The following is a 12,248-nucleotide window of genomic DNA, read 5'->3' on the forward strand; positions in this document are numbered from 1 at the left end:
GCAAGGCACTGCTTGTTTTTATTCTTTCAAGCCGGAAATAGTAATGTTTGAATATCCGGCATTTTCTTCCCATTTTAAAACGAGCAGCCGGCTGCTGTTTTCAGTAAGTCCCGCTGGATTTAACAGCTTCTTAATTTCCGCCTTGTCTGTTACTTCACGGTAGCTGAGCGGCATATCCTTTAAGTCCGGCGTTTCCTCTTCACTCCAGATAAATTCATTTAATGCCTGCAAATCTCCTTTGTTTTCTGCTTCCACAATATACGCCTCAGAAACCAGCTCGGCCGAAGCAAACAGCTGACCGTCCGGCACAGATGACCGAATCGCTTTGATCGTCTGCTCATCTCCCAAACTAACCTGCTGGTAGATATTAACCTGTGTCATATCTTTTCCGATATAAAACTCAACAGAGCCGGCATCTGAATTGGTACCCGGCGCAAACATTGCTGCTTTTGAAGACATTGCATCCTGTTCCAGCGCTTTTCTGATGGCTGCCAGCGACTGTTGGTCTGCTACATTCGCCATCTGTATCCCATTTGCCCCATTATAAACGGCAAGGTACTCGATCGTATCAGGATCCTTTAACGCAAACAGCGCATTGGATGCCTTAATAAATTCGGGATTTGACCGGATTTCCTCTGCCGCATCGGCAAGCAATTGCGGATCAGCCATATATTGACGGCGCACCAGGCTGCCATCTTTCATTTTGTAGGTAATGGTTACAGCATAATTCTCCATGGACCGGATGCCATTTTCCATTTCTATCAGCTCGCTGTGCAGGCTGCGTACCTGCTCAATGGAATCCGCTCCTGTCATAAAGCCGGCATCCGGCTGCAGAAAGCCTTTTTGCTCTTCCATATAAAATTGATTTTCAAATGGGATTTGACTGTCGCCAATGTACACTTTTTCAATATCGCTGGCTTCCGGCAGCGCCTGTTCATACGATCTGGCAAAAATCGCCCCGGGGATAAGCAGAACCGCAATCAAAACAGCGTAAAAAACAAATCCCTTCCACGGCCATACAAGACGCAGCGACTTTTGCACAATCATTTGCAGGATAGTGTATCCGGCAAGCGCTCCAATGATGCAGCCCGCAATTACCCAGCTGACTGTGCCGCCAAGCAGCTCGCCAAAGTAAAGGCCGCCAATCATCATCGCCGCAAAGGTTAAAACCAGGATAAAGATCCAGCGGAAAATCGGAAACACAATCGTTTCATCAACTGCTTCAGCAGGCCTTTTTTGATACATATAGTAAGAAGCAGCCATCGCAAGCAGAAGAATAACGAAATAAACAACCCATTCTGTTCCAGTAAAAGGCCTGTTTTCATAGCTCGCAGCCCGGACCAGGAAAATACCCTCTTCGGCAATTTTTGAAGTATAAGCCTGTGCAGCCAGCCCTTTAATAAAATAACGGGCGTTCATTAACGTGGTAATGATTAAAGCTGCTGGCAGAACTAAAATCCCATAAGCCATTACCCCCTGTAAAATGGCCGGCCCAACGAATAATCCAATCAGCACGGTCACAACAAACATAAACAGCACCACAAACATTGAGACGCCTGCCCACTCAGCAATATCACCAGCCGAATACGTAATCGGATGAACAAACGGACGCATGAGAAAAACCAGGACCGTATTCAAAAGAATAGGCAGTAAAAGCGAAACACCGCCAGCCGCATACACATGGGTTAACAGTGTACTGCGCTTGAAAGGCAGGCTGTGTACGAAGTCAGACGAGCCCTTCTTCGTCATATAACTGGTTAAAATAATCCCGGCAAGCACGGGAAAAACCATATAGGTTACATACTGCATTGAATAAGAAACCGCCATAAGCATGTTATCAGGCTTTTCGTACAGAAGTGTTTCTACTCTCCATTCATCACGCAGGGAAACAAGAATGCCAAGCGGCAGTAAAACAATTTGTGAGAGAAGAAAAAAGATACTTACCCACATTAAAGACTTTATGTGCTTTAAAAATAAGCCTTTATTAAACGATAAGATTCCGGATTTCATAGCCGACACTCCCCATTTCGTACGTGAAAATTTCTTCAAGCGTAAGCGGCAGCACATCATAAATCGCCGGTTCATAGGAACGCACATGACGGTCAATATCCCCTTCATTGCCGCGGACAATACAAGTCAGCACGCGGCCTCGCTTTTCATAGTGCATGACATTCATTCCTTTTAAAAACGATTCATTCGGCATTTTTTTAAATGCAACCTGGAGCTTGCTTACATCTGTTTTTAACTCTTCCAAATCTTTCTCGTATAGCAGGCTTCCTTTATGCATAACACCGACCGCGTCACAGAAATCCTCCATTTCCCGCAGGTTATGCGAAGAAACAAGCACTGTCATTTTCCGGCTGCTTACATCCTGAATAAGCAGATTTTTTACCTGCTGGCGCATAACCGGGTCCAGTCCATCAAAGGGCTCGTCCAGAATAAGCGCGTCCGGCATTGCCGACAGCGTTAAAATAAAGGCGGCCTGGCGCTGCATCCCTTTGGACATCCGGGACAGCTTTGCTTTTGGATCCAGAGCAAAATGTTCATAAAGCTGGCGGAACCGCTCTTCATTCCAGCGCTCATATACAGCCTTATAGAAAGAAGCCATCTGCAGCAAAGACGTTTGGTGAAAAAAATAAGGCTGATCTGGAATAAATAAGATGCGCTTTTTGATATCCGGCCGTTCAAAAATCTGCTCTCCCTCAATTGTCGGCTTCCCGTGATCTGCCTCGATAATCCCTGACAGTATTTTAAGCAATGTTGTTTTTCCGGCACCGTTTGAGCCAAGCAGCCCGTAAATAGATCCTTTTTTCACATGAACCTGTACGCTTTTTACTGCTTCAAAACGGCCAAACCGCTTCGAGACCTGATCTGCCTTAATCATTCTTGTCTTCTCTCCTTTCCGGCTCTTCCATTGTTTCAATGAGCTTAATCACTTCATCTTTCGGCACGCCCAGGTATAAAATTTCGCCGACGATCCGCTCAAGTTCCTTCCGCAACATCTCCATCCGCTCCTTATTGATCTCGTTTTTTACCGGTGATACGAAGCTTCCCTTTCCCGGGATTGAGTAAATATAGCCCTGGTGCTCCAATTCTCTGTAGGCTTTTTGAATGGTGTTTGGATTAATCGTTAATTGCTGTGCCAGCACCCGGACTGAGGGCAATTGCTCATCCTCCTTCATTACTTCACGGATTATCAATTCCTTCAGTTTCTCCATTAATTGTTCATAGATTGGTGTGCGGCTTCTCGTATCAATGGTGAACATCGCCGTCCTCCTTTTTATCAAACCGTATTAACTGTATTAATATAAATAATACAGATGTTTTGGAAATATGCAATATTTATTTTAAAAATTTCCAATAGGCAGGCATTAAGAACTGCGTTCAAAATCAATGCGGAGAAAGGCTCCATTTCCAAGCACCTAACAATTTCTTTCAGAGGCAGCATAGTGGGCTTCGGGCTGGCGGCTTCGCTAACGGCCGGGGCGAACGCTGAACCAGCCCGTCTGCTCGTCCTGCGGGAGTCTTCGCCGCCAGCCCTTCCGCCCGCTCCTTTTCAAAAGAAGCGGCTATGAATGACGCTGTTCTTTTGGGCTTTTTTAAAAAAGTGTACAGCATCACTTTCCGCCTATATAAATGATCATTTCAGGAGATTTCTAGACGGACATTCTTTTAAGTGAAGCTGGCTTGACTCCGCACACCTTGAGACAGTGCAGGAGCATTCATCCAGCCTTTCACCAGGCAGCTTTGAAAATCAATAAGCAAGGAGTGAATAGGAACTTTTTTTATCTTTTAAGGAGCAAATATGCCCAAATCAACTCCATAGCATCTTTCCATAAGCCGCTTGGTGGTAGAAGAACACACATAAAAAAGACTGGCGACAAAGCCGCCAGCCTCTAGTGCCCTTAAGAGCGCACTTTATTTTTCATATTCATTCGTTTCTTTCAGCTCACCTGTTACAATAAAACGCTTTTCCCTGTCTTCCGAACCATAACAGGTAACTAGGGTAATAATCGGATCAATCGTATTTTCTATTATATCGGTCCGGCTTTCATGAACCACTTCTGTTTTCACTGCTTCATACGTATATTCATACGTTAAATCCGTTACGTAAATTAAGTCGCCCTTTTTCACTTTTAAAACAGGGCTGAATAAAAGGTCATCCCGCTTCATATGATGGCCGGCGAGCGGATAGTTGCCAATACCCATCCACTGGTTTTCCCGCATTGTAGCCGCACCGGCCATCAAGTTTTCATTGGTGGTGCCTTTTAAAATCGGCAGGCTTAGCTCTACCGATGGAATTTCAATCTGTCCGACGATAACCGCCGGATCTGCTTTTGTTTCTTGAATAACGCTGTCTATCACAGAAGGCGGTTCGATGGCCTCCATATCAAATTCAGCCGGCTGTTCATTGTTCTGCTGAATTTTTTCCGGTGTCAGCGTTTTAGCCGTTACCTTTTCCGAACTCGCTTCAAGCAATTCATACTTTAAAAAGGGCGCTCCAATCAGTACAATGGCTGCGAGAATAAAAAGAACGCCAATAACCTGTCTTGCTTTCACGCATGTTTTCCTTTTCTCATCAGCAACAGCGCCCCCACTGCAAATAATACGCCTCCGAATACGTACATCATGCCGGATTCGTCACCCGTTTGCGGAAGCGTCCCGGCCGCTTTTGTTGTGGTCGTTTTCGTTGTAGAACTTGCCGCTGCGGCGGCTGCTTTTGTATTTTTCAAATTCAACTCAACTGTTTCACCGCTTTTAATGGTGACAGCCGGTTTCTCCGTTGAGCGTGTATAGCCGTCCGGAGCCTTTGTTTCTTCAAGGGTATAGCTGCCTGCCTTTAAATTCGCAAAAGAAGCTTCCCCTTTGTCGTCAGTTACCATTTTAGAAACCAGATTTTTCTCTTCATTGTAAAGGGAATACTCTGCTCCCTTCAGTGCCGCGCTTGAAGAAGAGTCCACCAGGGTAATATTCAGTGTCCCATAGCCGTTCACAAGAGCATTTTCAATTTTTTGTTCAACCGGCGTCTGGCTGTCAATAGTGATAGTCCATGACTCTGCCGGCAGTACGTAATCTTTATCTGTCTCTTTCTGGGTTAATGTATATTTCCCGTAGGCAAGACCCGTTAAAGACGCTTTTCCCTTTTCGTCCGTCACTACTTTTTTTGAAAAAAGGCCGTTTTCTGTTTTTAATTCAAACACGGCTTCCTCAATAGGCGTTGTTGTATTTTTTTCAACAGCTGTAATATTCAAAGCACCTGTTAAGCCTATTGCTTTTTCATGCAAAACTTCCTTCGTTACAAGCACGGTGTTTAACTCCACTTTCCATGGATCGGCCGGCACTGCATAGTCTGCTGGCGCCGCCGTTTGCGTTACTGTGTAAGATCCAAATTCAAGATTTGGAACAGAAGCTTCTCCGGCACTGTTTGTTGTCAGTGAAGCCACGATTTTTCCAGAATCGTTTTCTACCGTAAAAGTGGAGCCGGACAGCTTTGCCTTGGAGTCCGAGTCAATGGCGATCAATTTAATGGCACCCGCTGACGCTTCTGTTACGGTAAACGAAATTGTTTCACCAGTTGAAAATTGAACGCTTTGTGCTCCTGTTTTTGCTAATTTAGCTTTATCCAGTGAAGCCGGAATCACCGCAGTACCCGCTGCACCGGCGGCCGTGGACTCGTTCAAGACAGCTGTGGCTGTGTTTTGGGCTGCGTTTAAATTCAGGGTCCCAATCGTTTCACCTTCAGCTGTTTTTAAAGGCTGTTCGCCGTCTTTGCTGATTTTAAAAGGATCAGGCACTTTATAAACAGCAGGTTCCTGCCCGTTATACTTCCAGTTGATTTGAATGGTTACAGGCTCATTCACCGCATAGGCAGATGCAGTGGAACCATCCGCATGGACAATAGCAGATTTTGTGTAAAATGCTGTTTCTGCTGCCTGGACAGGCTGCAGCATACCTGCCATTGCAAACAGCATCAGCAGCGTCAGCAACCAATTTTTCATATATCTCTCTCCCCTGCTCTTGTTTTTATTTTCATTCCTTAGATAATTTTACCATGAATTGAATTAAAAACCACGCTGATTTTCCAAAAAAAAAGACCTCGCCGTTTATCGGTGAGGTCCCTTTTTACTGCTGCTTTGATTCTGCAGGCGCTGTTTCATCGATCGGAATGGAAATCAGCTGTTCAGAGCCGGTGGCTTTCGGCATTACACCATCCCATTTTTCAATCCATTTATTTTGGATAACTTCTGGTGAAATAGACTGCTTGATAATCTCGTTATAATCTGCGATCCCCTGCGCTTCGATTTTCTTTTTTTCTGCTTCTGCTTCGGCGATCTTCAGCTCAATTTGCTTTCGTTCAAGCTCCTGCGCTGCTTCCACTCGCTTATCGATAGCCGCCTGAGTCGATTCATCCGGCTTTGGAACACCGAGCGTCATATTATCCACAACAAATCCAAGATCTTGAATGTCCTCCGCAAAAAGATTCTGTACATCCACGGCCGCTTCTGAAGATTTCTCTCCGTACGTATCAATTACTGAATACTTGGCGATCCCTTTCCGCCCCGCATCCCACAGGCGCGTGCGCAAGTACGATTCTTCAATTTGCTCTACTTCGATTGGGCCAAATTGGTTAAATACATCTACCACTTTATCAGGCTGGATGCTGTAGTTATAAGCAAAATCGACCGTGACACTTTTTCCGTCGGAAGTAGCGACCTGGATGTCTTTATAATTTACGGTCTGCATCCGGATTGGATACACTGTCACCTTGTCAAATAAGCCGACCAGATGCCAGCCCTGCCCGAGTGTTTCATCCTGCACGCCTCCGTTTGGGCTGTACACAACTCCTACATAGCCGTTCGGAATTTTCTCAATAAACATTGATAAAAGAGCCAATCCTAAAATAAGTGCAACTGCAACAAGCGAACCGCCTACGACCTTTTTATTCATGCCTTTGTTTTTCTTTACCGGTGTTACCTTTTCCATTCTCATCCTCCTTAAAATTTTCTTTTACCCTGCTGGCCGCTTCTCCCACTTTCTTAAAAGACGGTGACAGCATCAGCCATATTCCTGCGCCAATTAAAATCAGTACAATAACAGAGCCAATAAATACTTTCATTAGTCGCTCACCTCTTTACTTAGTTCTACGAAATAATTGTAAAGAAAGTTTCAAATGTTTTTATAAACTTAATACTTTTTAACAAAATTCACACAATTGAACCGATTTTTCTTTACAATCTTTTTCTACCATAACAAATGGGAGTTTAATAAAAATATATAAAGGTGGGATCCAGGCATGTCTCAGGATTTAAACAGAAGAAAATTTTTAACGTATGTTGGAACAGGTGTTACAGCATTAACAGTCGCGTCAGCAGGTTTAGGTGCATTTGCCCCTAAAACTCAAGCTGAAGGAACAAAGGCCGCTTCTCATTTGTTCGGCATTAAGAAAAAGGTTTCCGGTTTAAATTTCAAACCGATTCAGCCATCTGGAAAAGACGAACTCGTTCTGCCGCGAGGCTACAAATATGATGTAGTTGCTGCATACGGCGATGTTATTAACAAAGCCGGCGATACATTCGGCTATAATAATGATTTTACCATGTTTTTTCCTATCAACGGATCCAGCCAGCGGGGCCTGCTCTGGGTTAACCATGAGTACACAAGCGACCTATGGGTGACAGGTGCACCTGTAAACGGCAAGTATACAGCTTCGCAAATTCAAAAGCTTCTTTATAACCAGGGCGGTTCGATCATCGAAATTCACCAGGACGAAAACGGCGTTTGGAAAATGGATACATCTTCAAAGTATGCACGCCGTATTACCGGTTTAACCCCATTCCGCTTAACAGGTCCGGCCCGCGGCTCAAAAGCGGTTGGAAGCGTTGATATTGTTCAGGGGACATTCGCCAACTGCTCCGGCGGAAAAACGCTTTGGAATACAGTATTATCAGCAGAAGAAAATTATGAATCAACATCCGAAGCCGCTTCATTAAATGAAACACATTACGGCTGGATTGTTGAAGTAGATCCGTTTGATCCAAACTTTGCTCCGCGTAAACATACAGCGCTTGGCCGCTTTCACCATGAAAATTCAGCGATGGGCTTAACAAATGACGGCCGTCTTGCTGTTTACATGGGTGATGACAAGCAGGATGCATGTGTATATAAGTTCATCAGCAAAAATAAATATGTGAAATCGCGCAAGCAGGCCAACTCCGATTTGCTTGAAGAAGGCACATTGTATGCGGCAAACATGGCCAAAGGTACATGGGTCGCATTGACTCTTGACGCAGTTCGTGCCGCTGCAAAGGGCAATGCTGAGCTTTTGGCTAAATTCCAAACTCAGGCAGATGTACTCGTTAATGCGCACGATGCAGCCGTTCTACTGGGCGCTACACCAACAGACCGCCCGGAAGATGTCGAAATCAGCCCGTTTGACAAATCCGTTTTTATCGCTCACACAAACAATTCGAAACACGGCAATATGCACGGCCATATCACCCGCTTCCTTGAAGCAAATGACGACCTTGGATCATTGACATTCGATTTTGAAATCTTTGCCTGCGGCGGACGCCAAAGTGGCTTCAGCGCACCGGATAACTTAACGTTTGACAGCGATGGCAACCTCTGGACCGTTACTGACATTTCATCAAGCTCGGTCGGAAAAGGAATTTATGAAACCTTCCAAAACAATGGCGTGTTTGTTATCCCGACAAGCGGCGATGCGATGGGTGAAGCGTACCAATTCGCTTCAGCGCCAATTGAAGCAGAGCTGACAGGCCCTTGCTTTACAGACGATGAAACAACTCTTTTCCTTGCTGTTCAGCACCCGGGTGAAGAAACAGAGGATCCGAAAAAACCAACAAGCATGTGGCCTCACCGCAAAGGTGACAATCAGCCGCGTCCATCTGTCGTTGCCATCACTGGCTTTAAATATTAAGGAGGAAACGTTATGCTGCAAAATATCGGCGTACCGGGATTAATTTTAATTCTGGTGATCGCGCTAATCATTTTCGGTCCGTCCAAGCTGCCAGAAATTGGCCGGGCCTTTGGTTCAACTTTAAAAGAATTCAAAAAATCTACACGTGAGCTTGTATCAGATGAGGAAGAAGAAAAGCCGGCAAAGAAAAAAGAAAAAACACTTGTGTAAAATGACTATTTCGGCTGTTCCCCTTTATGCAAGGGGAACGGCTTTTTTAGGAGGCGGGCTTGTGGAAAAGCAAAATAATATGAAAGCACTTGAGCACCTTGAAGAAATGCGCAGAAGGCTTATTATTACTGTTGCAGCTTTTCTTGTTTTTTTTATTGTGTCGTTTACATTTGTACAGGATATTTATCATTACCTTGTAAAAGATCTGCCTTTTAAGCTCGCACTGCTTGGGCCGAGCGATATTATCATGGTGTATGTCCTGATCGCCGTTGTTGTGGCTGGCGCCGCAACCATTCCAGTTGCCGCCCACCAGACCTGGCTGTTTGTGCGGCCTGCTTTATCCCCCACGGAACGAAAAATTACAGTCACCTATATTCCTGCTCTGTTTTTTTTGTTTTTAGGGGGCCTGTCATTTGGTTACTTTGTTTTATTTCCAATCGTACTGTCGTTTTTAATGTCACTTTCCGGTGATATGTTCGCCACCTTTTTCACAACAGAAAAATACTTTAAATTTCTGCTTCATATGACGCTTCCGTTCGGTGTTCTATTTGAAATGCCGGTCATTATGATGTTCTTAACAAGTCTCGGTATTTTAAATCCTTACAACCTGCAAAAAATGCGGAAGTTTGCTTACTTCGCGCTGATTGTTATTTCCATTTTAATTACTCCGCCTGACTTTCTATCAGACGTTCTTGTAATTGTCCCGCTAATTTTATTATATGAAGTAAGTGTTTCTCTATCAAAAATGGTTTATAAACGGAAACTGGCCGCTGCCGCGAATTAACTTCACCGGCGCGGCCTTCTTTTTGCTTACTATTTTTTAAAATTCAATCCTTTTTTTTGTTCATCTGTATAATTCAAGTTCATTCTTTGATAATATTTATAACAGGAAAACACGATAAGGGTGATTGGATGTCGATTGGAGAACGTATTCGGAAATTGCGTGTCGAGCAAAAGCTGTCTTTGACCGAACTGGCGTCGCGGGCGTCGGTGGCAAAGTCGTATCTTTCATCTGTAGAACGGGACTTACAGATGAATCCCTCTATTCAATTTTTGACAAAAATTGCCTCGGTGCTGAATGTGTCTGTTGAGTCACTCATTGCTGAACCACAGAAATCACCCGAAATGGTCGATGATGAATGGGTTACTTTAGCAAAAGAAGCAATGGAATCGGGTATCAGTAAAGAGCAATTCCGGGAATTTTTAGAGTTTCAAAAATGGAAGAAACAATCAGGAGAATAAATAAAAAAGCAGCGGTTTATACAGCCGCTGCTTTTTTTATTTTTTCATTGCCCGGCCGAGCAGGCTGTTTAATTGAAGAATGAAAGATTCATTATCCTTTTCCTGCCGTTTAGCAGGACCCTTCAGCCGTCCGCCAGCCTTCCTGATTTTCTTTGCCGTATGCCGGCTTAATAGAAGCTGGTCAATATTATCATTCGTGTATTCACGCCCGTTTTGATCAATCGCATAAGCTCCGCGGGCCAGCACCATAGCAGCCAGCCCATAATCCTGGGTTATGACAATATCACCTTTTTGCACCCGGTTAACGAGCACAAAATCAACCGCATCGGCTCCTTTTGACACAATAATGGTTTCTGCATCAGGCCGGTTTATTTCGTGAGCCGTGTCGCAAATCAAGACAACAGGCAGCCCATGGCTTTTGGCTGCACGGCATGCCAGATCTACAACCGGGCAGCCATCTGCATCAATTAACAAGGCCGTCATCTAACGTCTCCCCATTAAAAATAGATAAAAACAGGCTGTCTCCGTCTTGTTCCGCTGTTTCTCTTACAGTATCCCCATATGCGTCTTCTTGATCCGGATCCGCTCCATAATACATCAACAGCCGGGCGATCTCTTCATCCCCATAGTCATATGCAAGCCAAAGCGGTGTGTACGCATTTTCGTCTTCTATATTTGGATTTGCCCCTGCCTCTAAAAGCAGGGCCGCTGATTCCGCCTGCCCGTTTTCGACTGCATAGTGCAGAGCTGTTTCACCGTTACTGTTAAGGGCATCCAGGTCTTCCCCTTCTTCAATCATCTCTTTTAACGAAGCAGTGTCGCCTGAAGCGGCGGCCAGCATAGCATCCGTTTCCTCTCCCATTATGTCCTCTGTCATAAACTCATCTTCCATCAAGTCGGAAAACAAGCTGGAGTCGCTTATTTTTGAAAATGCATATGCTCCGCCAGCTGTTACCAGGCTGCCGGCCAGTACAACCGCTCCAACGCCCGCGATTATTTTCCCTTTCGGTGAATGATAATACGTTGCTTCTGGCAGCCGCATAAACTGGTTAATATGCTGAACCCGCTTCGGCAGTACCGGATGCGTCGACCATTTCTCGGCAAGCCAGACAAACAGATTCGATTCTTGTTGAATTTGGCGGAGATACGCTTCTTCATTTACTTCCTGGTATAATAATTTGCCTACACCTAACATTGTTAATGCATGTTTCGCTGCCTGGCCATCGTTTATAAAGTGTGCCGCATGGCGGTCACACGTATATTCAGCCGCCCGGGAATAAGCCTCACTTAAAAAAGGAACCCACGATGCCGGCAAAGTCAGCCAGCTTTTCCATAAGTGGCGGCGCTTTATATGCGCCAGTTCATGGGCGATGATAAATTCCAGCTCCTTTTCTCCCTGCTGGCGCGCCAGCTCAAATACCTCCGAGTAAAGAACAACCATATCCCGGCCAAAAAAACGGGTCGCAAAGGCATTTAACGCTCCTTCCGACTGTACAATGAATACATCCGGAACTTTTTTCAGCCGCATTTCCATTGACAATTCCTGAATCCGCTCATACACATCTGGAAACTGCTGCTCATTTAATTTAACGCCATTGCCGCGAATGGAACCAATCATGATAGCATGAAAAAATAAAGACAATAGAAACATACCTAAAATGATAGGAAGAACGATAATAGAAAAAAATAAGGCAATGTACAAACTAATGCTGATAAAGCAGCACATAATAAAATAAATGGTTTCTTTCGGATCTACTAAATTACGATTTTCCACCTAATATTCTCCTTTTTATACTCGTATTCATTCTTTTCAAGATACGACAAAATTTTACAGGGGTCAATATAAAAAAGGGAACTT

13 protein-coding genes are annotated in these 12,248 nt (G+C 44.5%); 4 read left to right on the plus strand and 9 right to left on the minus strand.

Translation table 11 applies throughout. The annotated features are described in order from the left end of the window. Nucleotides 1-18: 18 nt before the first annotated feature. The 7 genes from VP98_RS06230 to VP98_RS19070 all read right to left on the minus strand — a co-directional run bounded on the left by VP98_RS06230 (nucleotide 19) and on the right by VP98_RS19070 (nucleotide 7,117). Nucleotides 19-2,010, minus strand: coding sequence for an ABC transporter permease (locus VP98_RS06230; RefSeq protein ID WP_046174474.1), 1,992 nt, complete (start codon nucleotides 2,008-2,010; stop codon nucleotides 19-21). Then, the gene (locus tag VP98_RS06235) at nucleotides 1,985-2,884 is read right to left on the minus strand and encodes an ABC transporter ATP-binding protein (protein WP_046174475.1); all 900 of its coding nucleotides are present in this window, start codon (nucleotides 2,882-2,884) and stop codon (nucleotides 1,985-1,987) included. The genes VP98_RS06230 and VP98_RS06235 overlap by 26 nt, the downstream gene beginning before the upstream one ends. After that, complete coding sequence (locus VP98_RS06240; protein WP_046174476.1) at nucleotides 2,877-3,266, minus strand: GntR family transcriptional regulator; 390 nt, start codon at nucleotides 3,264-3,266, stop codon at nucleotides 2,877-2,879. Before VP98_RS06240 ends, VP98_RS06235 begins: the two co-directional genes overlap by 8 nt. A 652-nt stretch (nucleotides 3,267-3,918) precedes the next feature. Continuing rightward, nucleotides 3,919-4,560: a class A sortase gene (locus VP98_RS06250; RefSeq protein WP_046174478.1), complete on the minus strand. Its 642-nt coding sequence runs from the start codon at nucleotides 4,558-4,560 to the stop codon at nucleotides 3,919-3,921. Further along, nucleotides 4,557-5,999, minus strand: coding sequence for an LPXTG cell wall anchor domain-containing protein (locus VP98_RS06255; protein WP_046174479.1), 1,443 nt, complete (start codon nucleotides 5,997-5,999; stop codon nucleotides 4,557-4,559). The genes VP98_RS06250 and VP98_RS06255 overlap by 4 nt, the downstream gene beginning before the upstream one ends. Nucleotides 6,000-6,123: 124 nt before the next feature. Then, on the minus strand, nucleotides 6,124-6,984 hold the full coding sequence (locus tag VP98_RS06260; RefSeq protein ID WP_046174480.1) for a prohibitin family protein: 861 nt from the start codon (nucleotides 6,982-6,984) through the stop codon (nucleotides 6,124-6,126). Beyond that, nucleotides 6,941-7,117, minus strand: coding sequence for a hypothetical protein (locus tag VP98_RS19070; RefSeq protein ID WP_197076560.1), 177 nt, complete (start codon nucleotides 7,115-7,117; stop codon nucleotides 6,941-6,943). The genes VP98_RS06260 and VP98_RS19070 overlap by 44 nt, the downstream gene beginning before the upstream one ends. A 177-nt stretch (nucleotides 7,118-7,294) precedes the next feature. Here VP98_RS19070 and VP98_RS06265 point away from each other — a divergent pair, with 177 nt between their 5' ends. The 4 genes from VP98_RS06265 to VP98_RS06280 all read left to right on the plus strand — a co-directional run bounded on the left by VP98_RS06265 (nucleotide 7,295) and on the right by VP98_RS06280 (nucleotide 10,390). After that, the gene (locus VP98_RS06265) at nucleotides 7,295-8,938 is read left to right on the plus strand and encodes a PhoX family protein (protein ID WP_046174481.1); all 1,644 of its coding nucleotides are present in this window, start codon (nucleotides 7,295-7,297) and stop codon (nucleotides 8,936-8,938) included. 12 nt (nucleotides 8,939-8,950) lie between these two features. Continuing rightward, a complete protein-coding gene (tatA, locus tag VP98_RS06270) occupies nucleotides 8,951-9,148 on the plus strand; it encodes a twin-arginine translocase TatA/TatE family subunit (protein ID WP_046174482.1) in 198 nt (65 codons plus the stop codon). 79 nt (nucleotides 9,149-9,227) lie between these two features. After that, nucleotides 9,228-9,932: a twin-arginine translocase subunit TatC gene (tatC, locus tag VP98_RS06275; protein ID WP_046174681.1), complete on the plus strand. Its 705-nt coding sequence runs from the start codon at nucleotides 9,228-9,230 to the stop codon at nucleotides 9,930-9,932. A gap of 128 nt (nucleotides 9,933-10,060) precedes the next feature. Further along, on the plus strand, nucleotides 10,061-10,390 hold the full coding sequence (locus tag VP98_RS06280) for a helix-turn-helix domain-containing protein (RefSeq protein WP_046174483.1): 330 nt from the start codon (nucleotides 10,061-10,063) through the stop codon (nucleotides 10,388-10,390). Nucleotides 10,391-10,426: 36 nt separating this feature from the next. On the opposite strand, the gene VP98_RS06285 is transcribed toward VP98_RS06280, so the two are convergent. Next, a complete protein-coding gene (locus tag VP98_RS06285) occupies nucleotides 10,427-10,873 on the minus strand; it encodes a YaiI/YqxD family protein (RefSeq protein WP_046174484.1) in 447 nt (148 codons plus the stop codon). Beyond that, complete coding sequence (locus VP98_RS06290) at nucleotides 10,854-12,164, minus strand: M48 family metallopeptidase (RefSeq protein ID WP_231584130.1); 1,311 nt, start codon at nucleotides 12,162-12,164, stop codon at nucleotides 10,854-10,856. Before VP98_RS06290 ends, VP98_RS06285 begins: the two co-directional genes overlap by 20 nt. Nucleotides 12,165-12,248: the final 84 nt, after the last annotated feature.

The organism is Domibacillus indicus (assembly GCF_000970685.1).
In the GTDB taxonomy this organism is placed as follows: Bacteria; Bacillota; Bacilli; order Bacillales; family Domibacillaceae; genus Domibacillus; species Domibacillus indicus.

Excerpts from the sequence above, each read along its gene's own strand:
- VP98_RS06230 (WP_046174474.1), bottom strand. The coding sequence starts at position 2,010 with ATGAAATCCGGAATCTTATCGTTTAATAAAGGCTTATTTTTAAAGCAC.
- VP98_RS06235 (WP_046174475.1), bottom strand. The coding sequence starts at position 2,884 with ATGATTAAGGCAGATCAGGTCTCGAAGCGGTTTGGCCGTTTTGAAGCA.
- VP98_RS06240 (WP_046174476.1), bottom strand. The coding sequence starts at position 3,266 with ATGTTCACCATTGATACGAGAAGCCGCACACCAATCTATGAACAATTA.
- VP98_RS06255 (WP_046174479.1), bottom strand. The coding sequence starts at position 5,999 with ATGAAAAATTGGTTGCTGACGCTGCTGATGCTGTTTGCAATGGCAGGT.
- VP98_RS06260 (WP_046174480.1), bottom strand. The coding sequence starts at position 6,984 with ATGGAAAAGGTAACACCGGTAAAGAAAAACAAAGGCATGAATAAAAAG.
- VP98_RS19070 (WP_197076560.1), bottom strand. The coding sequence starts at position 7,117 with ATGAAAGTATTTATTGGCTCTGTTATTGTACTGATTTTAATTGGCGCA.
- VP98_RS06265 (WP_046174481.1), top strand. The coding sequence starts at position 7,295 with ATGTCTCAGGATTTAAACAGAAGAAAATTTTTAACGTATGTTGGAACA.
- tatA (WP_046174482.1), top strand. The coding sequence starts at position 8,951 with ATGCTGCAAAATATCGGCGTACCGGGATTAATTTTAATTCTGGTGATC.
- tatC (WP_046174681.1), top strand. The coding sequence starts at position 9,228 with ATGAAAGCACTTGAGCACCTTGAAGAAATGCGCAGAAGGCTTATTATT.
- VP98_RS06280 (WP_046174483.1), top strand. The coding sequence starts at position 10,061 with ATGTCGATTGGAGAACGTATTCGGAAATTGCGTGTCGAGCAAAAGCTG.
- VP98_RS06285 (WP_046174484.1), bottom strand. The coding sequence starts at position 10,873 with ATGACGGCCTTGTTAATTGATGCAGATGGCTGCCCGGTTGTAGATCTG.